Source organism: Rhizobium lusitanum (assembly GCF_014189535.1).
Lineage (GTDB): Bacteria > Pseudomonadota > Alphaproteobacteria > Rhizobiales > Rhizobiaceae > Rhizobium > Rhizobium lusitanum_C.
Genome location: NZ_CP050308.1, coordinates 1603873 through 1630199 on the forward strand (window position 1 = coordinate 1603873; position 26327 = coordinate 1630199).

General features: G+C 59.5%; 21 protein-coding genes. 11 read left to right on the plus strand and 10 right to left on the minus strand.

Going from position 1 to position 26327, the window contains the following annotated elements:
* Positions 1-2: 2 nt before the first annotated feature.
* On the plus strand, positions 3-461 hold the full coding sequence (locus HB780_RS21555; protein WP_007701076.1) for an NfeD family protein: 459 nt from the start codon (positions 3-5) through the stop codon (positions 459-461).
* Here HB780_RS21555 and HB780_RS21560 read toward each other — a convergent pair whose 3' ends face one another.
* The gene (locus HB780_RS21560; RefSeq protein WP_183696302.1) at positions 462-1457 is read right to left on the minus strand and encodes a KpsF/GutQ family sugar-phosphate isomerase; all 996 of its coding nucleotides are present in this window, start codon (positions 1455-1457) and stop codon (positions 462-464) included.
* Between the two features lie 177 nt (positions 1458-1634).
* On the opposite strand from HB780_RS21560, the gene HB780_RS21565 reads away from it, so the two are divergent.
* Complete coding sequence (locus HB780_RS21565; protein WP_183696305.1) at positions 1635-3137, plus strand: outer membrane beta-barrel protein; 1503 nt, start codon at positions 1635-1637, stop codon at positions 3135-3137.
* Between the two features lie 308 nt (positions 3138-3445).
* Here HB780_RS21565 and galU read toward each other — a convergent pair whose 3' ends face one another.
* Positions 3446-4333 carry a UTP--glucose-1-phosphate uridylyltransferase GalU gene (galU, locus tag HB780_RS21570; protein ID WP_183696308.1) on the minus strand — a complete coding sequence of 296 codons (888 nt, stop codon included), beginning with the start codon at positions 4331-4333 and terminating at the stop codon, positions 3446-3448.
* Positions 4334-4537: 204 nt separating this feature from the next.
* Between galU and HB780_RS21575 the strand changes: the two genes are divergently transcribed.
* The 5 genes from HB780_RS21575 to HB780_RS21595 all read left to right on the plus strand — a co-directional run bounded on the left by HB780_RS21575 (position 4538) and on the right by HB780_RS21595 (position 9520).
* Positions 4538-5761 (plus strand): lytic murein transglycosylase, encoded by a 1224-nt coding sequence (locus HB780_RS21575; protein WP_183696311.1) that lies wholly within the window; start codon positions 4538-4540, stop codon positions 5759-5761.
* A gap of 89 nt (positions 5762-5850) precedes the next feature.
* The gene (locus tag HB780_RS21580; protein WP_183696314.1) at positions 5851-7044 is read left to right on the plus strand and encodes an SGNH/GDSL hydrolase family protein; all 1194 of its coding nucleotides are present in this window, start codon (positions 5851-5853) and stop codon (positions 7042-7044) included.
* Positions 7045-7149: 105 nt separating this feature from the next.
* Positions 7150-7572: a very short patch repair endonuclease gene (locus HB780_RS21585; protein WP_183696317.1), complete on the plus strand. Its 423-nt coding sequence runs from the start codon at positions 7150-7152 to the stop codon at positions 7570-7572.
* Positions 7569-8750 carry a DNA cytosine methyltransferase gene (locus tag HB780_RS21590; protein WP_183696320.1) on the plus strand — a complete coding sequence of 394 codons (1182 nt, stop codon included), beginning with the start codon at positions 7569-7571 and terminating at the stop codon, positions 8748-8750. The genes HB780_RS21585 and HB780_RS21590 overlap by 4 nt, the downstream gene beginning before the upstream one ends.
* Complete coding sequence (locus HB780_RS21595; protein WP_183696323.1) at positions 8747-9520, plus strand: GIY-YIG nuclease family protein; 774 nt, start codon at positions 8747-8749, stop codon at positions 9518-9520. The genes HB780_RS21590 and HB780_RS21595 overlap by 4 nt, the downstream gene beginning before the upstream one ends.
* 53 nt (positions 9521-9573) lie before the next feature.
* On the opposite strand, the gene HB780_RS21600 is transcribed toward HB780_RS21595, so the two are convergent.
* Together HB780_RS21600 and gltB are read right to left on the minus strand one after the other, a co-directional pair.
* The gene (locus HB780_RS21600) at positions 9574-11028 is read right to left on the minus strand and encodes a glutamate synthase subunit beta (protein ID WP_183696326.1); all 1455 of its coding nucleotides are present in this window, start codon (positions 11026-11028) and stop codon (positions 9574-9576) included.
* Between the two features lie 177 nt (positions 11029-11205).
* Complete coding sequence (gene gltB, locus HB780_RS21605; RefSeq protein WP_183696330.1) at positions 11206-15930, minus strand: glutamate synthase large subunit; 4725 nt, start codon at positions 15928-15930, stop codon at positions 11206-11208.
* Positions 15931-16496: 566 nt separating this feature from the next.
* On the opposite strand from gltB, the gene HB780_RS21610 reads away from it, so the two are divergent.
* Positions 16497-17543 (plus strand): threonine aldolase family protein, encoded by a 1047-nt coding sequence (locus HB780_RS21610; protein ID WP_183696333.1) that lies wholly within the window; start codon positions 16497-16499, stop codon positions 17541-17543.
* Positions 17544-17920: 377 nt separating this feature from the next.
* Here HB780_RS21610 and HB780_RS21615 read toward each other — a convergent pair whose 3' ends face one another.
* Positions 17921-18778 (minus strand): LysR substrate-binding domain-containing protein, encoded by an 858-nt coding sequence (locus tag HB780_RS21615; protein WP_183696335.1) that lies wholly within the window; start codon positions 18776-18778, stop codon positions 17921-17923.
* A gap of 109 nt (positions 18779-18887) precedes the next feature.
* Here HB780_RS21615 and HB780_RS21620 point away from each other — a divergent pair, with 109 nt between their 5' ends.
* Positions 18888-19904 carry a bile acid:sodium symporter family protein gene (locus HB780_RS21620; protein WP_183696339.1) on the plus strand — a complete coding sequence of 339 codons (1017 nt, stop codon included), beginning with the start codon at positions 18888-18890 and terminating at the stop codon, positions 19902-19904.
* 104 nt (positions 19905-20008) lie between these two features.
* On the opposite strand, the gene HB780_RS21625 is transcribed toward HB780_RS21620, so the two are convergent.
* Entirely contained in the window at positions 20009-20473 is a 465-nt protein-coding gene (locus HB780_RS21625) for an Hsp20 family protein (protein WP_183696342.1), read from the minus strand.
* A gap of 365 nt (positions 20474-20838) precedes the next feature.
* Positions 20839-21255 carry a DUF2000 domain-containing protein gene (locus HB780_RS21630; protein ID WP_183696345.1) on the minus strand — a complete coding sequence of 139 codons (417 nt, stop codon included), beginning with the start codon at positions 21253-21255 and terminating at the stop codon, positions 20839-20841.
* Positions 21256-21386: 131 nt separating this feature from the next.
* On the opposite strand from HB780_RS21630, the gene HB780_RS21635 reads away from it, so the two are divergent.
* On the plus strand, positions 21387-21866 hold the full coding sequence (locus tag HB780_RS21635) for an Lrp/AsnC family transcriptional regulator (protein WP_183696348.1): 480 nt from the start codon (positions 21387-21389) through the stop codon (positions 21864-21866).
* Between the two features lie 173 nt (positions 21867-22039).
* Positions 22040-23014, plus strand: coding sequence for an alpha/beta fold hydrolase (locus HB780_RS21640; protein ID WP_183696351.1), 975 nt, complete (start codon positions 22040-22042; stop codon positions 23012-23014).
* Between the two features lie 56 nt (positions 23015-23070).
* Here the strand turns inward: HB780_RS21640 and hisN are convergent, their stop codons facing one another.
* The 3 genes from hisN to HB780_RS21655 form a co-directional block, all read right to left on the minus strand.
* On the minus strand, positions 23071-23844 hold the full coding sequence (gene hisN / locus HB780_RS21645) for a histidinol-phosphatase (RefSeq protein WP_183696355.1): 774 nt from the start codon (positions 23842-23844) through the stop codon (positions 23071-23073).
* A gap of 434 nt (positions 23845-24278) precedes the next feature.
* The gene (locus tag HB780_RS21650) at positions 24279-24929 is read right to left on the minus strand and encodes a pyridoxamine 5'-phosphate oxidase family protein (RefSeq protein WP_183696358.1); all 651 of its coding nucleotides are present in this window, start codon (positions 24927-24929) and stop codon (positions 24279-24281) included.
* 434 nt (positions 24930-25363) lie between these two features.
* Positions 25364-26248, minus strand: a complete 885-nt coding sequence (locus tag HB780_RS21655) for an N-formylglutamate amidohydrolase (protein WP_183697348.1) — start codon at positions 26246-26248, stop codon at positions 25364-25366.
* Positions 26249-26327: the final 79 nt, after the last annotated feature.

Sequence of the window (26327 nt, forward strand, 5' to 3'; positions counted from 1 at the left end):
CCATGTTCGACAATCTCGTCGTTCAACTCGGCCCATGGAGCTGGTGGGTACTAGGACTGGTACTGCTCGCCGCCGAGCTCGTATTGCCGGGCTTCTTCCTGATCTGGGTCGGCCTTGCCGGCATTATCGTCGGCGCGCTGTCGCTGCTCTTCTGGGATAGCGCCTTCTGGGTCTGGCAGGTGCAATGGCTGATCTTCGCGGCATCCGCCGTCATCGTCACCCTGCTCGGCCGTCACTATGTCTATAATAACAGCCAGGCAACGGACGAGCCGTTTCTCAACCAGCGCAGCGCCAGCCTCGTCGGTCGCACGGCAACGCTTGCCGAGCCGATCATCGAGGGCCGCGGCCGCATCCGTCTGGAGGATACCTATTGGATCGTGGCCGGGCCGGATCTGCCGGCCGGCACCCGCGTCAAGGTCGTCGCCAGCAACGGGCGCGACCTGACCGTCGAGGCCGCCTGATCAGGCGACGCCGATCCGCAGCAGGTCGTGGAAATGGACGATGCCGATCGGTCGCTTGGTTTCGTCGACAACCATCAAGGCCGAGATATTGTAACGGTTGAGCAATGCCATCGCCCCGGTTGCCAACGTCGTTTCCTTCACCGTCTTCGGATTGCGCGTCATCACCTCGTCCACCCGCATCTCCGCCAGGCTGCGGCCGAGATTGCGGGCGATATCGCCATCGGTAATGATGCCGCAAAGGCAGCCGTCGTCATCGATCACGCCGACGCAGCCGAAACGCATATTCGAGAGCGTCATCGCCGCCTCTTGCATGCCCGTGCCGAGATTGACCAGCGGAACGCGATCGCCCTTGTGCATGATATCGACCACATGCGACAGGCTCGCGCCGAGCTTGCCACCCGGATGGAAGGTGCGGAAATCGTCGGCGGTAAAGCCCCGCGCTTCCAGTAGCGCCACGACAAGCGCATCACCGATCGCAAGCTGCAACAGCGTCGATGTCGTCGGCGCCAATCCATGCGGGCAGGCCTCCTGCTCCTTGGGCAGCAACAGAACCACGTCGGATTCACGCGCCAGCGTCGAGGTCTCGCCCGCGGTGATCGCGATCATCGGGATCGAGAAACGGCGGGAATAGCTGATGATACCGCGCAACTCGGCACTTTCACCGCCCCATGATATGGCGATGATGACATCGTCCTGGGTGATCATGCCGAGATCGCCGTGATTGGCTTCGACCGGATGCACGAAGAAAGACGGCGTTCCCGTGGAGGCGAAGGAGGCGGCGAGCTTGTTGCCGATATGGCCGCTCTTGCCAACGCCGGTGATGATGACACGCCCGTCGATACCGCCGATGATCTCGACCGCACGGCTGAAAGGCTCGGCCAAACCATCGGCTAAAGACCGTTCAAGCGCTTCCAGGCCTCGTCTTTCGGTCTCGATCGTCCGCATCGCAGACTCGATGGCGCCGTTCTCGATGAATTTCACTGCTCTCTTATTCATGACGGAGGCCTACCGCTTTTCTTTATTTCTGTCCACCTGCGATCGTTTTCGCGCAGCAAGCACCAAGCCTCTCTTCCCCTGCTCCTTATCTTTTCTTGGCAAGGAAGCGTTAACCATGAGGCTTTAGAATTGGGTAAGAGTTTAAGGTATTTCCAGTAAGATCAGACATAGGATCAAATGGACATCGGCAACAACAAGGCGGGTGGACGCTCCCTCCGGCTGACGGCATGCGCTGCATCCGCTCTGCTGGGCTGGGGCGTATTTGCCATGCCGATACCGGTCCATGCGCAGTCGGCCGACACCAGCCAGGCAGGATCAGCCGACACCGACAGCCTCGATCTGCCTGGCACGGCCAAAACATCCGCCAAATCGAAAACAACGAAAGCGGCAAAACAGAATTCGACGGATACGGACGCGCCACTCAATGCCCGCCTGCGGCTCGGCAGCATCGATCCGACGACAACGGGCTCGACCCTCGACGACGATCTGCGCCGCGTCAATCTGCGCGAAACCGGCGTCAACGATCTGAGGGCGCGGCAATATCCGGACCGCGCGGACGCGCAGGGCATACCGCTCGGCACCTTTACCCTGCGCCCCTCCATCAACCAGTCCGTCAATGTCGAGCGCAACCGCACCGGCTCCACCAATGACGACCGCAGCTTCCTGCAAACCGATTTGCGCAGCACGCTGACCTCGGATTGGGACCGCCATGCGCTGACCATCACCGGCGAGGGCATCTGGCAGAAAAACTTTAGTGGCAGCGGCGCGGAGCAACCGACCGTCAATCTCAACGCCGATCTGCGCCTCGACCTTCCCGCCGATACCATCGCCCACATCACCGCCGGCTATCAATTCTATCGCGAGGATACCAGCGATCCGAATGCCATCGCCAACGCCTCGAAGCAATCGGCCGTCAACCAATTCAACACCGGCCTCTCGCTGGAGCGTGATTTCGGCGTGCTGCGTGGCACGACAGCCGTGGCATTGACCCGCACCGTCTATTCCGACGCCGTGCTGTCAGATGGAACGCCGGTAACGCTCAGCGACCGCAACCAGACGGCCGGCACCTGGCGCGGGCGTATCGGCTACGAGCTGTCACCCGCCCTCATCCCCTTTCTCGAAGCAGACCTAGGTCTCGCCGTCTACGATCAGTCGCATGACAGCAACGGCTATGCCCGCTCGAACCAGAGCTTCGGTGGCAAGGCAGGCGTCGAGCTCGACCTCGGCGAAAAGATGAAGGGTGAACTCGGCTTCGGCTATCAACACACGGAATTCGATGATTCGCGGCTCGCCGCAATCGATTCGCCGACCATCGACGGCAAGCTCGCCTGGTCGCCGCAACGCGGCACCGATGTCAGCATAGGCCTTGCGACCACGGTGCAGCCCTCCACGACGGCGAGCGAAAGCGGCTATACCGCCTATCAGCTCACCAGCACCTTGAGCCACCAGCTACGCGACGACCTCACCGCCAAGCTGACCGGCGGCACGATCTGGCGTAACTATCCCTCCGACAGCACCTTCGCCGACGAGACGGAATATGACGCCGCTCTCGGCTTCACCTGGGGCATCAACCGCTACCTCGATCTCACCAGCAACGTCGGCTACCAGCTGACGTCCCGAAAGACGGGCGACGATACGCGGCAGGTCCAGGCGGGCGTGGGATTGACGGTGAAGAGGTAGTTACTACCGGGATAGATTTGATGCGCGCGGCGAACGCGGAGCTCATCTCGCCCTTGGCGGACGAGACGCAATTTCACTGGTTTAGGAATTGCGATGCAGGAGGCGCCATATATATTCAGAAGCTTAGCACAATTTCTAAGCCATTGAAATTGCAAGAGCGGGGGTCCAATTCTTGCTCAGATCAGTTCGGGGTTCCGCGTGTCCCTACCTACCCCCTCTCTTGCAATTTCTAAAAATTAGACGAGGGACAAGCCCTCGCCTAATCCTAAGAAATTGCTTTCTCGCCCGCCAAGGGCGAGATAAAGCTCTTACTTCAGCGCCGCGACCAGCGCCTTCAGGCCGTCTTCGACAGTCGGTCGAATATCCGCGCGGGCAAGTGCGAAGGCGACGTTGGCGAGGATGAAGCCATCCTTGGCGCCACAGTCGAACGTCTGGCCCTGAAAGTGGTAGCCGGCGAAATCCTGCTTCTGGGCAAGCTTCAGCATGCCGTCGGTCAGCTGGATCTCGTTGCCGGCGCCGCGTTCCTGGCTCTCCAGGATTTCGAAAATCTCCGGCTGCAGGATGTAGCGGCCGTTGATGAAGAAATTCGACGGGGCCGTGCCCTTGGCTGGCTTTTCCACCATCTCGGTGATGCGGAAGCCGTTGCCGATGGTGTCGCCGACCCCGACGATACCGTATTTGTGCGTCTGGTCCGGCGCGCACTCCTCAACCGCGATGACGTTGCCGCCGCTGGTTCCATAGAGCTCGATCATGCCCTTCATGCAGCTCTTTTCGGCGCGCATGACCATATCAGGCAGAAGCAGCGCAAATGGCTCGTCACCGACGATCTCGCGGGCGCACCAGACGGCGTGACCGAGGCCGAGCGGTTCCTGCTGACGGGTGAAGCTCGCCGTGCCCGCCTTCGGCAAAAGGCCGCTCAAAAGCGTCAGCTCGGCATTCTTGTTGCGCTGGCGCAGTGTGTGTTCGAGCTCGAACTGAATATCGAAATAATCTTCGATGACATGCTTGCTGCGGCCGGTCACGAACACGAAATGCTCGATGCCCGCCTCCATCGCCTCATCGACAACGTATTGGATCACCGGCTTATCGACGACGGTCAGCATTTCCTTCGGCACCGACTTGGTTGCCGGCAAGAATCGCGTCCCAAGCCCGGCGACCGGAAATACTGCCTTACGCACCTTTTTATGCTGTCCCACTCATACCTCCTGGGGAATTAAATCGTTCTACGCCAACATTATTTCGAGGGTCAGTAGAATAAATTTGCGACTGTTTTGCAATGATGACTGACCCCGGCTTCCATGGTAAACAATTTGTTGACTTCATTTCTGTAATGTCATGCTTGGGCGACTGCTACGCGCATCGCCGCTCCGAAATCCAAGTATTGATGGACACGGCTGTAGATGACTTCAAACCGCAAACACTCCCTTCTTGGTCTCGCTCTGGCGCTCGCGCTCGGCGCCTTTGCGGGATTAACCCCCATTAACGCCAAAGCGGACCCAGGGTTCCAAAAATGGATTGCGGGTTTTTACAGCACCGCCGCCAAGAGCGGCATTACGCAGTCGACCTATCGCAATGCATTTGCCGGCGTAACGGACCCTGACCCCACGGTCCTTGAAAAAGCGCAATACCAGCCGGAATTCAAATCCCAGATCTGGGATTACCTGGATTCCCGCGTCAATCCCTATACCGTCGATGTTGGCCGCAAGATGGCGACCAAATACGGTTCCACACTGCGTTCACTAGAACAGCATTTCGGGGTGGACCGCAATATCATGCTCGCCATCTGGTCGATGGAATCGAATTACGGCGCGGTCCTGGCCAAGGAAGAGAAGCTGCATTATGTGCCGCGCGCGCTGGCAACGCTCGCCTATGCCGATACGAAACGCGCCAACTACGCCAAGAAGCAATTGATCGCAGCACTGAAGATTCTGCAGAACGGCGACATATCGCGCAAGGAGCTGACCGGCTCCTGGGCCGGCGCCATGGGCCACACGCAATTTATCCCGACCAGCTATCTGCTCTATGCCGTAGATGCCGATGGCAGCGGCCATGCCGATATCTGGAACTCCATTCCCGACGCGCTGGCGACAACGGCCAACCTGCTGGCGAAGAATGGCTGGAGCACCGGCCATACCTGGGGTTACGAAGTCACCGTGCCGCCGGGCGGCAGCGCGCAAGCCGGCAAGACCCACACGCTCGCCCAATGGATCGCCCTCGGTTTCGGCCGCCCGAACGGCAAGGGCTTCCGCCTGAACTCCGAACGCGCGCAGTTGAAGATGCCGGGTGGTCCCAACGGCCCCGGCTTCCTGATGACCGGCAACTTCTTCACCATCAAGCGCTACAACGCTTCCGACAGCTACGCGATCGCCGTCGGCCTGCTCGCCGATCAGCTCGCAGGCTACGGCGGCATGCAGCAATCCTGGCCGCGCCCGACCGGTACGCTGGATGTCAAACAGAAGTTCGAGCTGCAGACGCGGCTGAAGGAGCTTGGCTATTACGACGGTGTCGTCGACGGCAATTTCGGCTCCGGTTCCAAGGCCGCCATCGCCGCGGTTCAGCAGCGCATCGGCATGGACGCCGATGGCGAACCCTCGATGAACCTGTTGAACAGGCTACGCAAATAGGTCGCCGCCATCGACCATGAACCTTGGATATGCTGGACGGCGGTGCCGTCTTCATGCGACCATGGGGGCATTGAGCGGAAATGAGCCCGATGAAAAACCGACCTGCCCGCGCAATCATGGCTGCCGCGAAATCGACCCTCGCGGCACTTCTTGCCGTCTGCCTTACCCTTGCCAGCCTGCCGACGGCCGCCGAGGCGCAGGAGCGGCCGCGCAAGACGCTGCTCGATATATTGTTCGGCCGATCCGAGCCCGATATTCCCGACCAGTCCTACGATCAGCCGGCTCCGAGACGCTCGACGCAGCCGCGTAAACGGGTCGCGCCACCGCCGAAGCCGCGCCAGGTGGTGGTTCAACCGGATACACCGCCACCGGCGGAAAAGTTGCCCGATGCCAAGACGATCCTTGTCGTCGGCGACTTCCTGGCAAGCGGCCTCGGCGACGGATTAGCAGACGCCTTTTCGACTTCACCCGGCGTTGTCGTCCAGACCCGCGGCACAGTCGCGTCCGGCCTCGTGCGCCAGGACTATTACAATTGGCCGCAGCAACTGCCCACCATGCTGGATCAACTGAAACCCGCAGTCGTCGTCGTAATGATCGGCGCCAACGACCGCCAGCAGATCATCGGCGACGGCCTCAACGAAAAATACGGCACCGATCCCTGGTTCCTCGCCTATGAGGAGCGCGTGCAACAGTTCGCCAAGCTGGTGACGAACCGCCACATCCCCCTCATCTGGGTCGGCCTGCCATCCTTCGGCTCGGACCAATTGACCGAAGGCGCGGTAAAGCTCAATCAGCTTTACGAAAGCCAGGCCGCAAGCGTCGGCGGCGAGTTCATCGATATCTGGGATGGCTTCACCGACCAGAACGGTGAATTCATCGTCACCGGCTCCGACATCAACGGCCAGCAGGTACGGCTCAGAACCGCCGACGGCGTCAACCTGACGGCGGCAGGCAAGCGCAAGGTCGCCTTCTACGTCGAAAAGCCGGTGCGCCGCCTACTTGGCGATCAGGCAAGCCCTGATATCACACGCCTCGACACCGGCAATCCGGTAGCGCCCGAACAGGCAAACCTGCCGGCCACGGAGACGGAAAAGATCATCCGCACCCAGCCGATGAGCATCTCCGACCCCAACCTCGACGGCGGCTCGCAGCTCCTCGGCGGAACTCCCGCCCCGGCGCCTACGACACCTTCGCCCCGCGACCTGCTGGTCGAAAAAGGCCAGATGGCCCCAGCCCCGAAGGGCCGCGTCGACGATTATCGGCTGCCGGGGGCTGCTCATTAAAAAAATGTTATGTAAACACGCTTGATCGAGATAACGATTCGAAACTAAATCACCCCTCCGAACGAGACAGGCTCAGGCCTATTTATCGTGTACAGGGCAACGTCAATGGATACTCTGAGCCCCACCGCACGTAGCGCTAGAATGGCGCGTATCCGAAATCGTGATACGAAACCCGAGATGGTTGTTCGCCGTCTTTTGCATCGGATGGGCTACCGATACCGACTGCATCGGAACAATCTTCCAGGTAGACCGGATATTGTCTTTGGAAAACGTCGGAAGGTGATTTTCATCCATGGTTGTTTTTGGCATCGTCACAATGACCCAGAATGCCGCCTCGCCCGCCTTCCAAAGTCTCGACTTGATTTCTGGGAACCGAAGCTGAAAGGGAACGCTGAGCGCGACTCGCAGCGTCAAAAAACCCTAAACCAGCTCGGATGGGACATATTGATTGTATGGGAGTGTGAATTGCGGCAAAGTGAACAATTGCAGAACAAATTACAAGAATTCCTAGAGGAAAAGACTGTATGAAAGCGATCGAGCTTTTCGCGGGCGCCGGTGGGCTGGGCCTAGGAGTCAGTCGAGCCGGATTCTCTCCACAAATGATTATAGAATGGGATCGATGGTGTTGTGACACCATTCGTGAGAATCGCCGAGATGGTTTCGGCTTGATAGGAACGTGGCCGGAGCCGACCGAAGGTGACGTGCGCGGCGTCGATTTCAGGACTTTGGAAGGTAAGATCGACCTAATCACCGGGGGGCCTCCGTGCCAACCGTTTTCGCTGGGTGGGAAGCACCGAGCCCATGCTGATTCCAGAGACATGTGGCCAGAGGCCGTGCGTGCTTTACGCGAAACAAAACCCAAGGCTTTCATTTTTGAGAACGTTAAAGGCCTTACTCGCGAGAGTTTCGCCACCTACCTGTCTCATATTGTTTTACAGATGACTTATCCCGAATTGACTGCCAAGTACGGTGAAGACTGGGAAGGTCACTTAAGTAGACTTGAAAAGCACCACACAGGGCATCGCGGATCAACGGGATTGGAATACAATGTCGTCTATCGTGTACTCAATGCCGCGAATTACGGCGTGCCACAGCGCCGCGAACGTGTGGTATTCGTCGGCTTTCGCAATGATCTCGATATCGAATGGTCGTTCCCTCGCGAAACTCACTCCCACGACGCTCTCCTCTCGGATCAGTTGAAGGGGAATTATTGGGAGCGCCACAAAGTGCGAAAAGCCGATCGCATAGTCGATGACCGCCATTGGGGCCGGCTAGATCGTCTCACCAAAAAGACGGACGTACTTCCTTGGCGAACAACACGCGATGCCATCAGCGATCTACCCGATCCAGAACTCGAGCCATTAAAAGCTAAAAAGCATCACGATCATCGTTTCCAAGCCGGCGCGCGTACTTACCCTGGCCATACTGGCAGCCCATTGGACGAGCCAGGAAAGACCTTAAAAGCCGGTGTCCACGGCGTACCTGGTGGCGAGAACATGCTTCGGCGGCCAGATGGCAGTGTGCGTTACTTTACGGTGCGAGAGAGTGCGCGCTTACAAACGTTTCCAGACGAATTCCGATTTCATGGTTCATGGACTGAAACCATGCGGCAGCTCGGTAACGCGGTGCCCGTTGAACTGGCTAGCGTGATAGCTCGCAGCGTAAAACACCACCTAACTTTTGGGGGATCGGACTTTTTGAAATGAAAGGATATGTTGAATTCGAGTTTGACCTTCCGGGCGCGCTATTGACCCGGCTCATCGAGGTACTCGACGCATTAGAGGCCGCTCCGCTCAACACCGCAAGTTTGCTGACGATACCTGAAGAACAAGGTGTTTATCAGCTTCTCCTCGATGACCGCGTTGTCTATATCGGCAAAACCGATGCCGAGGCAGGTTTGCATAAGCGACTGTCCCGCCACGCGCGGAAAATCATGCATCGCGTTGGCCTCGATCCAACGCGTGTCAGCTTTAAGACGGTACGCATCTTCGTTTTCACTGCAATGGATTTGGAGTCTGATCTCATTCGGCATTACGGCGGAGTGAAAGCGCTTGACTGGAACGGAAGTGGTTTCGGCTCCAATGACCCCGGGCGAGAACGAGATACCACGAAGGTCGATCCCAAGAATTACGATGCAAAGTTTCCAATTGATATCGATCGAGAAATAGCGTTTGCGATCGAAACGAGTGAGGCCGCAGCGAGCGCCCTAGCTCGATTAAAGGAAGCTTTACCCTATACATTCCGCTATCAAGGAAAGGGCGGTGGCGGCAGAAAACCTCACATTGATATGGAACTAACTGGACTTAGCGCGCTAAGCGGCCCTATTACTCCGCGCAAGGCAATCCAGCACATTGTCAGTGCTTTACCGATCGGATGGCAAGCAACTGCCCTACCGGGCTACATTATCCTCTATAAGGAAGCGCCTCGCGATTATCCTCAAGCGGAAGTCATCGCCACATCAACCATCGCGAGTTGAAAGCGGAGCCTTGTTTGTATTAAACAAGGCCCCACTTGGTATTGACTGGCCTTTTACCGCGGCAACACCGTGGCGCCCATCAGGGCTTCATCGATCGCGCGGGCGGCCTGGCGGCCTTCGCGGATGGCCCAGACGACCAGGGACTGGCCGCGGCGAACGTCGCCGGCGGTCCAGAGCTTGTCGACCGAGGTCTTGTATTCCTTGTCGTCGGCAACGACGTTGGTCGAGCCGCGCTTGTCGGTGTTGAGCGTCAACTTGCCGTCGAGGTCCTTGAGCACGCTGTCGGTGAACGGGCCGCGGAAGCCGATGGCGATGAAGGCGAGATCGGCGCGAATGATGAATTCCGTGCCGGCGATCGGCTTACGGCGCTCATCCACTTCGCAGCACTTCACGCCGGTCAGCACGCCGTCCTCACCGACGAATTCCAGCGTCGCGACCTGGAATTCGCGCACGGCGCCTTCAGCCTGCGAGGAAGAAGTGCGCATCTTCGTGGCCCAGAACGGCCAGACGGCGAGCTTGTCTTCCTTTTCCGGCGGCTGCGGGCGGATGTCGAGCTGGGTCACCTTGACGGCGCCTTGGCGGAAGGCCGTGCCGACGCAGTCGGACGCGGTGTCACCACCACCAACGACGACGATATGCTTGCCGCCGGCGAGGATCGGGTCGGACGGCCAGCCGATGCTGTCGATGTTTTCACGACCGACGCGGCGGTTCTGCTGCACGAGATAGGGCATGGCATCATGGACGCCGGCAAGCTCGACGCCGGGAATGCCGGCTTCGCGCGGGGTTTCCGAGCCGCCGCAGTAAAGAACGGCCTCATGATCGGCCAGAAGCTGCTCCATCTTGACGTCGACGCCGACATTGACGCCGCAATGGAAGGTCACACCCTCGCCCTTCATCTGCTCGACGCGGCGATCGATGAAGTTCTTCTCCATCTTGAAGTCCGGAATGCCATAGCGCAGCAACCCGCCAGCCTTCGACTCGCGCTCGTAAAGATGAACCTCATGGCCAGCGCGGCCAAGCTGCTGAGCCGCCGCCATGCCGGCGGGGCCGGAGCCGATGACCGCAACTTTCTTGCCGGTATGGACCGTGGCCGGCTGCGGGCGGATGAAGCCGAGCTCATAGGCCTTGTCGGCAATCGCCTGCTCGACCGTCTTGATCGCGACCGGCGCATCTTCCAGGTTCAGCGTGCAGGCTTCCTCGCAGGGTGCTGGGCAGACACGGCCGGTGAACTCCGGGAAGTTGTTGGTCGAATGCAGGTTGCGGATCGCCTCTTCCCAATTGTTGTTGTAGACGAGGTCGTTCCAGTCCGGGATCTGGTTATGCACCGGGCAGCCGGTCGGGCCATGGCAATAGGGGATGCCACAGTCCATGCAGCGCGCGGCCTGTTTCTGCACTTCCGGGTCCGACATGGGGATCGTGAATTCGCGGAAATGCCGGATACGGTCCGACGCCGGCTGATACTTGCCAACCTGCCGGTCGATTTCCAAGAAGCCTGTTACCTTGCCCATGCTTTCGTTTCCTCACTCTAAAGAGAAGCCCGATGGCTCCCATGCCTGAAGGCAAGTCCCGCTGCCTTTTCCGGCACTGTAATTCAAATCTGATTCCGCTATTCGACAGTCGCGATCGCCAATTCGGCGATCGCAATCAGGCGCGAAACCCTCGAATGGTAGAGGCGTTGCCGCGGATCACTCCGCCGCCACACTCAACCGGTTCCGCTCCATGTCCTCTAGGGCGCGACGGTATTCAACCGGCATGACCTTGCGGAATTTCGGGCGGTAATCCGTCCATTGATCGATGATTTCCTTCGCACGCGTCGAACCGGTGTAATGGAAATGGTTCGAAATGAGCTGGTAGAGCCGCTCCTCATCGTGGCGCGTCATGTCGTCGGAGACGTCGACGCGTCCCTTGTGCATGAGGTCGCCACCGTGATGGTGCAGCTTCTCCAGCAATTCGTCCTCTTCCGGAACCGGTTCCAGCTCGACCATCGCCATGTTGCAGCGGCGGGCAAAATCGCCCTTCTCGTCGAACACATAGGCAACGCCGCCCGACATGCCGGCTGCAAAGTTGCGGCCGGTTTCGCCGAGCACGACAACGACACCGCCGGTCATGTATTCGCAGCCATGGTCGCCGACACCTTCGACAACCGCGACGGCACCGGAGTTGCGCACTGCAAAGCGTTCGCCGGCAACGCCACGGAAGTAGCATTCGCCTTCGGTCGCGCCGTAAAGCACGGTATTGCCGACGATGATCGAATGCTCGGCCAGGATCTTCGAGTTCTCCGGCGGACGGATGATGATGCGGCCGCCCGAAAGGCCCTTGCCGACATAGTCGTTGCCGTCACCGATGAGGTTGAAGGTGATGCCCCGCGCCAGGAACGCGCCGAACGATTGTCCGGCCGTGCCCCTCAGCGTGACGCTGATCGTATCGTCCTTCAGACCACGGGCGCCATAACGCTTGGCGACAGCGCCCGACAGCATCGCGCCCGCCGAACGGTCGACGTTCTTGATGCCGACCTCGATAGCAACAGGCGTCTTGCTGGTAAGCGCCGGCTCCGCCTGCTCGATGAGCTTGCGATCGAGAATGTCGTCGATCGGGTGCTTCTGCAGGGCAGTCCAATAGGTCGCTTCCTTCGGCGCGTCGACCTTGTGGAAGATACGGCTGAAGTCGAGCCCCTTTGCCTTCCAATGGGCGAGCATGTCGTCCTTCTCCAGCAGCTCCGAAGCGCCGATGATGTCGTCCAGCCTGGCAAAGCCGAGCGAGGCGAGGATTTCGCGCACTTCCTGGGCAACGAAGAAGAAGTAGTTGATAACGTGCTCAGGCGAGCCCTTGAAACGCTTGCGCAGGACCGGGTCCTGTGTCGCCACACCAACCGGACAGGTGTTCAGGTGGCACTTGCGCATCATGATGCAGCCGGCCGCGATCAGCGGTGCGGTGGCAAAGCCGAACTCGTCGGCACCCAGCAGTGCGCCGATGATGACATCGCGCCCGGTCTTGAGGCCGCCGTCCACTTGCAGGGCGATGCGCGAGCGCAGCCCGTTCAGCACCAGCGTCTGCTGTGTCTCGGCAAGGCCGATTTCCCAAGGCGAACCGGCATGCTTCAGCGATGTCAGCGGCGAAGCGCCCGTGCCGCCGTCGAAGCCCGCGACGGTGATGTGATCGGCGCGCGCCTTGGCAACGCCGGCGGCAACCGTGCCGACACCGACTTCCGAGACGAGCTTGACCGAGACATCGGCGGTCGGGTTGACGTTCTTCAGGTCGAAGATCAGCTGCGCCAGATCTTCGATCGAGTAGATGTCATGATGCGGCGGCGGCGAGATCAGGCCGACGCCCGGCGTCGAATGCCGGGTCTTGGCGACGGTCGCGTCGACCTTGTGGCCGGGCAGCTGTCCACCTTCGCCAGGCTTGGCGCCCTGCGCGACCTTGATCTGTAGCACGTCGGCATTGACCAGATATTCGGTGGTGACACCGAAGCGGCCAGACGCAATCTGCTTGATCGCCGAACGTTCCGGGTTCGGCGAACCGTCGAAGAGCGGCATATAACGGTCGGACTCTTCGCCGCCCTCGCCGGTGTTCGACTTGCCGCCGATCCGGTTCATGGCGATCGCCAGCGTCGTATGCGCCTCGCGGCTGATCGAGCCGAAGGACATGGCGCCCGTCGAGAAACGCTTGACGATATCGACGGCGGACTCGACCTCATCGACCGAAATCGGCTTGCGGCCGAGCGCTTCCGCGCTCTTGATCTTGAACAGGCCACGGATGGTGTTCATCCGCAGTGCCGAGTCGTTGACCATGTCCGCGAACTCGCGATAGCGATCCTCGGCATTGCCGCGCACGGCATGTTGAAGGGCGGCCACCGCATCCGGCGTCCAGGCATGGCTTTCGCCGCGCATACGATAGGCATATTCGCCACCGATCTCGAGCGTGCTCGCCAGGATCGGGTCGGCACCGAAGGCCGACTTGTGACGGGCGACGGTTTCCTCGGCGATGGTTTCGAGGCCGATGCCTTCGATCATGGTCGCCGTGCCGAAGAAATACTTGTCGACCAATTCTTCCTGCAGGCCGATCGCGTCGAAGATCTGCGCGCCGCAATAGGACTGATAGGTCGAAATGCCCATCTTCGACATGACCTTGAGGATGCCTTTGCCGACCGCCTTGATGTAGCGGTAGACGACTTCGCTGGCGTCCACTTCCTTGGGGAAGTCGCCACGCTGATGCATGTCGAGCAGCGTGTCGAAGGCGAGATAGGGGTTGATAGCCTCGGCGCCATAGCCGGCAAGCAGGCAAAAATGATGCACTTCGCGCGGCTCGCCGGTTTCGACGACGAGACCGACCGAGGTGCGCAGGCCCTTGCGGATCAGGTGATGGTGCACGGCGGCGGTCGCCAGCAGCGCCGGGATCGCGATGCGGTCCGGTCCGATCTGACGATCGGAAAGCACGATGATGTTGTAGCCGCCGCGAACGGCCGCTTCGGCGCGCTCGCAGAGACGGTCGAGCATCTCAGGCATGCCTTCGGCGCCGCGATCGACATCATAGGTGAAGTCGAGCGTCTTGGTGTCGAAACGGTCTTCCGTGTGGCCGATCGAGCGAATCTTCTCCAGATCGCCATTGGTCAGGATCGGCTGGCGCACTTCCAGCCGCTTGGCGTTGGCCATGCCTGTATGGTCGAGCAGGTTCGGGCGCGGGCCAATGAAGGAAACGAGGCTCATCACCAGCTCTTCGCGGATCGGATCGATCGGCGGGTTGGTCACCTGCGCGAAGTTCTGCTTGAAATAGGTGTAGAGCAGCTTCGGCTTGTCGGACATGGCCGAGATCGGCGTATCCGTGCCCATGGAGCCGATGGCCTCCTGCCCCGTCGTCGCCATCGGCGACATCAGGAGCTTGGTGTCCTCGAGCGTATAGCCGAAGGCCTGCTGGCGATCGAGCAGCGATACGTCGCGGCGCAGCGCGCGCGGCTCCACCGGCTTCAGGTCTTCGAGGATCAGCTGCGTGCGCTTCAGCCAGCTCTGATAGGGATGCTTGGTGGCAAGCTCGGACTTCACCTCGTCGTCGGAGATGATGCGGCCCTTTTCCATGTCGATCAGCAGCATCTTGCCCGGCTGCAGGCGCCACTTTTGAATGATCTTCTCTTCGTCCACCGGCAGAACGCCGGCTTCGGACGCCATGATGATGCGATCGTCGTTGGTGACGAGATAGCGGGCCGGACGCAGGCCGTTACGATCGAGCGTCGCGCCGATCTGCTTGCCGTCGGTGAAGGCGACCGCAGCCGGGCCATCCCACGGTTCCATCAGGGCGGCATGATATTCGTAGAACGCCTTGCGCTCGGCCGCCATCAGCTGGTTGCCGGCCCATGCCTCAGGGATAAGCATCATCATGGCATGCGCCATGGAATAGCCGCCGCGCACGAGGAATTCGAGCGCGTTGTCGAAACAGGCGGTGTCCGACTGGCCTTCATAGGAGATCGGCCAGAGCTTGGAGATATCCTCGCCGAACAGCGGCGAAGACACCGACGCCTGGCGGGCAGCCATCCAGTTGACGTTGCCGCGCAGCGTGTTGATTTCGCCGTTATGGGCGACCATGCGATACGGATGCGCCAGCTTCCACGACGGGAAGGTGTTGGTCGAGAAGCGCTGGTGCACAAGGGCAACCGCCGTCTCGAAACGAGGATCGGCCAGGTCCTTATAATAGGCACCCACCTGATAGGCGAGGAACATGCCCTTGTAGACGATGGTCGAGCTCGACAGCGACACAGGATAGAAGCTGCTCTCTTCGCCTTCGTATTCCGCATAGATGCGGTTGGAGATCACCTTGCGCAGGGTGAACAGACGGCGCTCGAATTCCTCGTTCGTGCCGGCATCGCGGCCGGCGCCGATGAAGACCTGCACATGATGCGGCTCGGTGGCGGCGATATCAGGCGCCTTCGACAGCGAGGAATTGTCGACCGGTACATCGCGGAAGCCGATCAGGACCTGACCTTCCTCGGTAACCACCTGCTTGATGGCAGCCTTGAAATGCTCGATCAGTGCCTCGTCGCGCGGCAGGAAGAAATGGCCGACGCCATATTCGCCCGCCTTCGGCAGGGTGATGCCCTGCAAGGCCATTTCCTCGCGGAAGAAACGATCCGGAATCTGCACGAGAATACCCGCACCATCGCCCATCAGCGGATCTGAGCCAACGGCACCGCGATGCGTCAGGTTTTCGAGAATGAACAGGCCGTCGCGCACGATCTGGTGCGACTTCTGGCCCTTCATATGCGCGACAAAGCCGACGCCACAGGCATCATGTTCATTGCGCGGATCGTAGAGGCCTTGCTTCCGGGGGATGCCGCCGGCGCGTTTCGACGTTTTGGCCGCAGCGACAGCGTTGGCTGCAGCAGTCTGGTCAAAAGTCATGGACGGCGTCCTGTTCGTCATCGTCTTCCCTCCGGTAAGGCCCGCGGCGCGGGCGATCCTTCGTCCCGCGTCGCTCCGTTACCCGGCCCGACGCGCGACAGCGCTGTTGCATTGTGAAGATCCGGTCGCAAACCATGGCCCCTCGGTGGAGCCCGTCGTCAGCGTTCCGCGCCTTGCCATTTCATTCCCGCCCTGCCCATCGCCTTGAAGGCTAAGATAGGACATGCTCACAATGACTATAGCTCGAAATCCCGACATCGTCAGGACCCCTGGCGCATCTTCGGCCTCGGTGGCCAAAATAGGACAGCAACCCTGTCCTAATTCACCAGCTCTATGACAGAAAGCATCTGCCTTCGCAAGAGCAAAAGGGCAAAATTTCGTCAATGCGCGACGGAAGATTGCCGATGTTGCAAATTTCAAGCAAGAAAGTTTCGCTGCAGCGCATCATTTTGTTTGTTGATTGCTTAGATCAATTTCTGTGATGAGTCCTTCAGCACTGCACTCTTGATAGCCCGCAGCATTGGATTAATGTCCGGCAGACCTTAACTACCTTTCCCGCAAACCTGTAGTCTCAGTTGGTGTTATCAATGTTTTTTGCTTCCGATAATTGGGCCGGCGCCCATTCCAAGATCGCCGAACGTCTGCTTGCCGAATCCGGCGGTTTCGCCTCGGCCTATGGCACCAGCGATCTCGACAGACAAGTCGAGGCCAAATTCGCCGAGATTTTCGAGCGCGAAGTCTCCGTCTTCTTCGTCGCAACCGGCACCGCCGCCAATTCGCTATCGCTCGCCAGCGTCCAGAAGCCGGGCGGGATCAGCTTCTGCCACAGCGAAGCGCATGTCGCCGAAGACGAATGCGGCGCGCCGGATTTCTTCAGCGGCGCGAGGCTCGCGACCGTCGACGGTGCTCTCGGCAAGATCGACCCAAAGGCGCTCGCCACCAAGGTCGCGCGCTTCCCGCAGGACGCCATCCACCACGGCCGCGCCGCGGCGGTAACCATCACTCAGGCGACGGAAATCGGCACGGTCTATTCGCTTGCGGAGATCGACGCCATCGCCGCCATCAGCAAGGCGAACGGACTGCCGCTGCACATGGACGGCGCCCGCTTTGCCAACGCGCTGGTCGCGCTCGACGCCAGCCCGGCGGAGATGACGTGGAAACGCGGCGTCGACATCCTGTCCTTCGGCGGCACGAAGAACGGCTGCTGGTGCGCCGAGGCGATCGTCTTCTTCAATCCGGAGCAGGCCAAGGAAATGCATTTCATCCGCAAGCGCGCCGCCCAGCTTTTCTCCAAGTCGCGCTTCATCGCCGCCCAGTTCGACGGCTATTTCCAGGACGGCCTCTGGCTCGACCTTGCCCGCCATTCCAACCGCATGGCCGACCGCCTGCGCGCCGGCATCCAACAAAACCCGGACGCACGCCCCGCATGGCCCACGGCTTCGAACGAGGTCTTCGCAATCATCCCGAAATCGGCGGCCAAGAAAGCAGAAGACAAGGGCGCAAAGTTCTATGAATGGCCGATCCCGGAATCGCAGCCGGACCTGGTGAACGAGAACGAAGCCCTGATCCGCCTCGTCACCAGCTTTGCCACGACCGAGGACGATGTCGCCGGCTTCCTCGCCTGCCTTGCTTGACGATTGAATAAAAAAGAGCGCCGAACTGGCTTTCGGCCAGCCGGCGCTCAGTCTTGCGACAAAAGCCTAGTTCTGATTCCGATGCGTGAACATCGTGAAGTTCGATGCGCCGTCATAAGGGGGCGCATGATGAACGATCATCGTCATTGCCACTACGCAGGCTACAAGTCCGGAAATGAAGATGGCGCCATAAATCATGGAGGCTGATATCCTCGCTTCAGCTCATTCACTGAAAAATGCGATAGCAGGATAAGCTGACTCGAACCTGAAGCGCGTGCACCACTAAAGAGAGGCACGCGGAAAGGGAGACGGCAGCCGGCGAATGAATCTTAACGAGTCCTTTACGCCTATCCAGACGATCCGAAAGCGGGCGAAGTTCATATTGACCGCAATCCCCTCACCTTCGCCAGGATATCCTCCGACAAGGCACTGACAAGCAGCTGATCCGCCCCCTTGCGCGGCACCAGCACGAATTCGACATCCTCCAGAGCGGGCAGCCAGCCCGGCGCGATTTCCGACAATCCCGCCGGCGCCATGCTACGCGGCTGGACGAGGACACCCATGCCGGCCCGCGCCGCCGCCGTCAGGCCGCTAAGGCTGCCGCAGGTGCAGACGATGCGCCAAGGCACCTGCTGGCGACGCAGCGCTTCCAGTGCCACGGCCCTCGTGACGCTCGGTGCTGGAAAGGCGATCAATGGCAGAGGCCCGACAATCGCCCGGATACGCTGCGGATCGCGCGCCAGCCAGACCAACGGTTCACGATAGACCAGCTTCCCCCTGACATCGCCAAGACGGCGCTTGGCAAGCACGAGGTCGAGATCGCCATTGTCCTGCATCTCATAAAGCGTACCGCTGAGCGCGACCGTCAGTTCGAGATCGACGGAGGGATGCGAGTGGACGAATTCCTCCAGCACATCCGGCAACTGGCTGGTGACGAAATCCTCGGAAACGCCGAGCCGCAGACTGCCGCGCAGGCTGTTGCCGGCAAAGAGCTGCTGCACCTCGCCTTCGATCGACAGCATCTGCCGGGCATGGCCGAGCAGCGCCTCCCCGTCCCCCGTCAACACGACCCGATGCGTGTCGCGCGCCAGCAACCGGCGCCCAAGCGTGGTTTCTAGTCGCTGGATATGCTGACTGACCGTGGACTGACCAAGCCCGAGGCGCTCGGCGGCCAGCGTGAAGCTGCCCATCTGCTCGACGGCGACGAAACTGCGCAATTGCGTAAGATCGAGCATCGCTTTTATCCTGATTTAAGATAACTGTTATTCCTTGCATCGTGGATCACGATAGGTCTATCTGCAAGGCATAATCTTATGGCTTGTAATTGCGATCGGGGTTGGCACGATGCGCCGCTTTCTTCCAGACACCTTCACCATGCTGCTTGTCCTGACGGTCCTGACGGCATCCTTCTTTCCCGTGCATGGGGCGGGCGCCCACTATTTCGGCATCGCCACCAACTTTGCCATCGGCCTGCTGTTCTTTCTGCACGGCGCGCGCCTATCGCGCGATGTCGTCATTGCCGGTATGCTGCACTGGCGGCTGCATCTCGTCATCCTGCTGACGACCTTCGGTATCTTCCCCTTGCTGGTGCTCGCCATGGGTCAGGTCGTGCCGACCAGCATTCTGCCAACCGCGCTCTACACCGGCATTCTGTTCTTGAGCGTCCTGCCTTCGACAGTGCAGTCGTCGATCGCCTTCACGTCGATTGCCGGCGGCAATGTGCCGGCCGCCATCTGCGCTGCCTCCGCCTCCAACATCTTCGGCATGTTCCTGACGCCGCTGCTCGTCGGCGTGCTGTTTTCGGTCGGTGGCCAGGGCGGCTTTTCCTGGGATGTGCTGTGGCAAATCATGCTCCAGCTGCTCGCCCCCTTCATCGCCGGCCAGCTGCTGCAGCCATGGATCGGTGACTGGATCCGCTCAAAGAAGAAGATCCTGATGCCGGTCGATCGCGGCTCGATCCTGATGGTCGTCTATTCGGCTTTCAGCGAGGCCGTGGTCGAGGGCCTGTGGCACACCTTCTCGGTGATCGACATCGCCACCGTCATTGTCGCCAACATGGTGCTTCTGGCAGTGGTACTCTGCATCACCATGTTCGGCAGCCGGGCGCTCGGCTTCTCCAAGGCCGACGAGATCACCATCACCTTCTGCGGTTCGAAGAAATCGCTGGCAAGCGGCGTGCCGATGGCCAACGTCATCTTCGCCGGTCAGGGTATCGGCGCCATCGTCCTGCCGCTGATGCTGTTCCACCAGATCCAGCTGATGACCTGCGCCTTCCTGGCCCAGAAATATGCCGATGCGGCCAAGAGGCGCGATGCCACCAAGGCCGAAGCCGAGGCTAACGGGGCCACGAACGCAGCCTAGCCACATCCCGATAGTACCCAAGACAAAGGCGGCGCCCCAATGGAGCGCCGCCTTATTTTTTTGATCTTGGGAGGATCTGTCCTCGGCCTGTCGGCTGACGACGGTTAGCTGATATGAGTTTCGATCGCCTTCGGGGTATCGACCGGCTCGGCGGCGATGGAGATGCGGCGGGGCTTCATGGCTTCCGGAATGTTGCGCAACAGATCGATGTGCAGCAGACCATTCTTTAGAGAAGCCGCCTGGACCTCGACATGATCGGCGAGCTGGAAACGACGCTCGAAGGCGCGCTTGGCAATACCGCGATAGAGATATTCGCTGGCTTCAGCCGGCTCTTCGCTCTTCTCACCCTTGACCTGCAGAACATGGGCGTGAGCCTCGATGCTCAGTTCCTTCTCATTAAACCCGGCAACGGCCATGGTGATGCGATAGGTGTTCTCACCGGTCCGCTCGATATTGTAGGGCGGATAGGTCTGACCCTGATCCGGCTGCGCAAGGCTGTCGAGCATGGTGAAGAGACGGTCGAAACCGACGGTGGAACGGTAAAGTGGAGTAAAGTCTACGTGACGCATGGTGTCCTCCTGTGAGCGACGATTGCGATTTACTGTTTGCCCCGCGACCCCGCTCTGGGCGGCCTCGGGACGGTTTCGCGGGCCCGTTTGGCACCCGCAGAATGGAGATGGGGATCGCTTTTCAGGAGTTCAAGGCCCCGATGGCTGGCCTCGGATTGCGCCGAAAACCGCGTGAACCGCAGATGAACACCCGGTTCGGCACCCGTTCAGGCTGGCGGGAATATCAATATAACCGTCGGATGCATCAAATACATCCGATGACTGAAGCATATCGTCCCTTCTTCTTCAGTCCTTACTCGGCCGGCTCAGCGGATATCTCTATCTCCGCAAGCCGGCCTTTTTATGCGATACGGTGGCGAACAACCCTACCGCAAAAGCTTCAGCGATCCCGTCAGCGATTTCACCCATTTCGATGGACCCACGAGCCCCAGACCGTCGATCACCTCTTCCGACAAGTCACGGCCGGGGAATGTCGCCTCATAGTCCGCATAGTCGTGCAGCGACCGCGCGAAGGCTAGAAACGGCACGATTGCCCGCTCGCCTTGTTGCGGCAGGGCCTTCAGCATCAGCGCCCGGATCGTATCCGCGTCCGCCTGCAGGATAGGAACCGGCAGGTTGGAGCTGATATCGATGGCGCGATCGTCGCGATCGGCAAGCTGGCGGGCAGCAAGGCCCGGAAATCTGGCGCCAAGACCAATAGCGATCGCGCCCGCCGTGTTGGCGATCAGACCAAGCGGCAGTTCCGGATTGATGACGATGGCGAGGCGGGTATCGGGGAGCATGAGAACCTGTGGCAGATGATGAAACTGCGCCGAAGGATATATCCCGCCATGGGAATTATCTTACCTTTCATTGCCTAAAATTTGGCAATTATGGTAAGAGCTACCGTATTTTATTTCCCATGAGGTTAAGTATGCCTTTTCCGCTAGAGTCTGTCGATACGCGCATCCTCGGCGCCCTCCAGAGTGATGGCCGCCTGACGAATCAGGCGCTCTCATCCGAGGTCGGGCTTTCGACCTCTCCTTGCTGGCGGCGGGTTCGGCAATTGGAGGAGAGCGGCGTCATCCAGAGCTATACGGCGGTTCTGGACCGGCGGCAGATCGGCCTCGGCGTCCTCGCCTTCATCCGCGTCAAGATCGACAGCCATAGCGAGGCGGAAGCGGAAGAGTTTTCGCAGGACGTCCTGAAACTGAGCGAAGTCGTCGCCTGCTACAGCATCGCCGGAGACGCCGATTTCCTGTTGCAGGTCGTGGCGGCGGATCTCGACAGCTACGCCGACTTCGCCATGACCATCGTACGCCGCCTGCCCCGGATCAAGGAAATGCAGACGACGTTCGTTCTGAAGGAGATCAAGCCGTTTCGAGGCTTTCCGCTGGATGTGGCGGGGCGGTAAGCAGGAACGTTCCGGCTCTACTTCGGCAGCATTTGGGGCTATCTCGCCGCTCGATCAGACACGCCTGCGCCCGCCGCCTTGCAGCGACAACCCTCAACAAACCTGTTGCAATTCCCCCTGCCTGCGCTATCCCCTTCAGAATAACCACCGCGTTAGCGAGGCACGACATCGTCATGGATTCGATCCTCTATTCCACGCCAGACAATCCTGTGCCGGAAAACCGCATCGAGGGCTTTTTCGAGAGTTTCGACGGGCGCAAGCTGCGCTATGTCGTCTTCCGCAGCGAGCAGGCGGTTGCCAAGGGAACCGTGGTGCTCTTGCAGGGCCGCAATGAGTTCATCGAGAAATATCTGGAGACAGTCCGCGATTTGACCGCCAAGGGCCTATGGGTCGCGACCTTCGATCTGCGCAGCCAGGGTGGATCCGAACGGCTGCTGCAGGATCCGAGGCGCGGGCATGTCCGCCGTTTTTCCGATTACGAGCGAGACCTGACCGCCTTCCTCGACAAGATCGTGCTGCCGGACACACGCCTGCCATTCTACCTGCTGGCCCATTCGACCGGCGCGCTGATCGCGCTGTCAGCAGCGCCTCGGCTCGCGATCCGGATCGAGCGCATGGTGCTGCTCGCGCCCTTCGTCGGCCTTATGGGCCAGGGTGCCTCGCCCGGCATCGTGCGCGCACTATCGAACGCCGCAAGCGCAATTGGTCTTGGCCGGATGCAGTTCACGAAGAGAAACAGGGAAAGACCTTTCCCTGACAATCTTCTCACCGGCGACGAACGACGTTACCGACGCAATACAGCGATCGCCACCACCTATCCGCAGCTCGTTCTCGGCCCACCGACGGCGCGTTGGCTGTCGGAATCGTTCCGCGCCATCGATCGCGTCACCAGGCCCGAACATCTGTTCTCGATTGCCATTCCGACCATACTGATCGCGCCGACCCGCGACGGCATCGTGCCCTATGCCGATCAGGAGCGGCTGGCGCGCTATTTCCGCGCGGCACAGCTCGTCCCCATTCACGGGGCCAAGCACGAACTCCTGCAGGAGCGGGATATTTATCGGAACGCGACGCTCGCCGCCATCAACGCCTTCATTCCCGGCAGCGACGCCGAGGCGAAGGCGGAGACAATGGAAGTCGAAAGCTAACGCAATTCCAGGAAAAGTGTGCTGCGGTTTTCCTGTCGGAATTGCGTAAAAAAGAGTCAGCGCGACAGGATGGCCCGCGCCTGATCATAGACCGCCCGGCTGCCAGCGGCGATGATGGAGCCGCCCATTTCCGGCCGGCCGCCATCCCAAGTGGTGATGATGCCACCCGCTTGCTCGATGACGGGAATGATACCGCCGACATCATAGGGCTTCAGCGAATTTTCGATGACGAGATCGACATGGCCGGCGGCAAGCAGCGCATAGGCATAGCAATCCGTACCATAGCGGAAGAGCCGTACCTGGCTCTCGATCTCACGATACTTCACCATCTCCTCGCCGACGAAGAGATGCGGCGAGGTGGTGAAAAGAATAGCCTTTGACAGGCTGCCGCAATCGCGCACCTGCAGCCGCTTTTCGCCATCCGGGCCGGAATAGCTCGAACCATTGCCGTCGGCGAAATAACGCTCGCCGGTAAACGGCTGGTCGATCATGCCCATGATGGCACGGCCGTTTTTCTGCAGACCGATCAGCGTTCCCCACACAGGCACGCCGGAGATAAACGCACGCGTACCGTCGATCGGGTCGATCACCCAGACATGCTCGCGGTCGAGGCCGATATTTCCGTGCTCCTCGCCCAGAATGCCGTGATCGGGAAACTCCGCCCCGATCAGCGTCCGAATCGCCGCCTCCGCGGCCCGGTCGCCTTCGGTGACTGGGTCAAACCCCTGAGCTTCCTTGTTGACCACATCGACGCCGGCACGAAAGCGCGGCAGAGTTTCGGCCTTGGCCGCTTCGGCCAGACGATAGAAGAACGAGCGATCAGGAAGCATGGTCGATCCGGATAAATGACGGGGCGGGCGAAGTCATAACGCATAAAGATCGGGAAGCAAACCAAATGCCGATACAAGAGGCGGAATGCTTGCGGATCAAGCAGAAAATCCTAAATTGCCTAAATATATTGCAACGCAATATTCTGCTTGACATTTGTGCAGTGCAGTAGCATCATCTCCTCACAGTCTTCTGACTGTAAATACCCTCCTTGGGTGTTTCCTCCCTAGACTTAACCGCGCCACAAGCGCGGTTCTTTTTGTCGGGAATTATTGTTTCATTGGAATGACGCGGCAGACGCAGAGCCGATTTCTCAGGTGCAGGTGACTTCAAAGCTCCTGCGAAGCATCATCATCCCGCGATACTCAGCCCGTCGCCAAACTCCCGCAGACCGTCTGTCTGAAATTTGCAAAGCGTGCCAAAGCGACGTTTACCGCTAGTAGAGCGTCCTCTTGTAATCCTCCTCCAAGTCGTCGTCCATTTTACGCATCTCATCCTTGTCGCTTGGCGCGCCAGTCGTTTCATCGAGAATGATCTTGATGAGCGACGGCATCTCGGTACGGTTCTGAAAATGATCCGGACTCCACAACCGAGAGCGCCGGAAAGCCTTGGCGCAATGCATGAAAACCTCAGCGACCTCGACGACAATCGCGAGTTTAGGGGCGCGATCATTGACGCTCATCCTTTTCAGCAGATCAGGGTCATTCACCAGAGTAGCCCGCCCATTCACGCGCAATGTGTCGTCAAACCCTGGAATAACGAACATCAGCCCAACGCTCGGATTGGCTATGATATTGATTAGGGTATCAAGACGGTTGTTGCCAGGTCGATCCGGTATCGCCAACGTGCGCTCGTCGAGAATTTTGACGAAACCCACGGGGTCACCACGAGGACTGACATCCGCTTTTCCATCCAGATTTTGTGTGCCTATGCACAAGAATGGCGAGCGCCTAATGAAGTCTTGCGCGTGCTCGCCGAGGGTGTCCTGACACTTCAATATCGCGAGAGCGTGTGTGGCTTCAAATAGGCTTCGAAGAGACTGTTCATCTGCTATCACGAATTCTGGATTAAGCCTGAACCCCTTCATTGTCTCGCCTTTCCAAGTTGCCTTGTTGAGTGAATCAGCCTTGCCTGAGCGGTCGGGTTTGAATATCGGCGCCTCACGTTCCTGCCCAGTGAAACGTCGCTTTCGGTATCGCAGATAGGCGCACGATATATTTTTGACGTACGTACATCAAAAATCATTATCGCAAGAACTCGACGGGATCAAGATGACCGAGCTTGTCTGGCTTCTAAAATGGGACGCCCGCCGCAGCCGATAACATTCATTATCAACGCAACAACACCTTTGGTTGTATATTTCGCGAGAATCCCGCGGACTGCTCGAAAACGCGGGCGGGGTTCCAAAGGTTAGATTGCGCCCAGATTTTCGGACGGCCTGCCCGATTTCCGCACTCGCCCATATGCTGATTTTCTGTCCCACTCGCCCATTTCAGCAAGCTCAGAGCGCGAGATAGGCGACTACTCAGCCGCCAGAGCCGGATCGCCCGCGTAGGATTCCACATGCTCGGCGATGCGCTTCATGAACAGGGTGATGGCGGCAGCCACATCGTCAAAATCCGAACGCTTCTCCAGCGTCGTTTCATCGACATAGAGCGAGCGATTGACCTCGATCTGGAGGGCATGCAGCCCACGGGAGGGGCGGCCGTAGTGCTCGGTGATGAAGCCACCAGCATAAGGCTTGTTGCGCACGGCGTTGAAGCCGAGCTCCTCGAGAATCTGCATGGCGGCACGCGAAAGCTCCGCCGAGGCGCTGGTGCCATAACGGTCGCCAAGGATGAAATCGGGCCGCATATTGCTGCCGGCAATACGGATATTGCCCGGCATGGAATGGCAATCGACCAGCACGCCGAAGCCGAATTGAACGTGAGTACGGGCAATCAGTCGCCGCAGGGTCGCGTGATAGGGCTTGTAGATCGTATCGATACGCCTGAGCGCTTCTTCGACCGGCACGCGCCGGGCATAAATTTCCATGTTTTCCGCGACGATTCGCGGGATCGTACCGAGGCCGCCGGCGACCCGTAGCGAATTGACGTTGGCATAAGGCGGCAATGCCCCGTCGAACATGCGTGGATCGAGCTCATAGGGCTCGCGATTGACGTCGATATAGGCGCGGGGGAAATTGGCAAGCAGCAGGGGCGCACCGAGATCGCTCGCCGCCGAAAACAGCTCATCGACATAATGGTCTTCCGAGCGGCGGATGGCGATGCCCTGCAGGCGGGACTGGGCGATGAAATCGGGCGGATAGATGCGACCACTATGGGGCGAGCTATAGACAAAGGGAATTGTCTGGGAGACGGGCTCCAATACCTCGAAAATCTCGAAATTACGCATCTCTGCGGACATCAACATCTTTACCGTGTCTACAACCTGTCGCAATATCCATGTTGCCAGCTGCACGCCCGCAAGTCCATACTAACTTTAG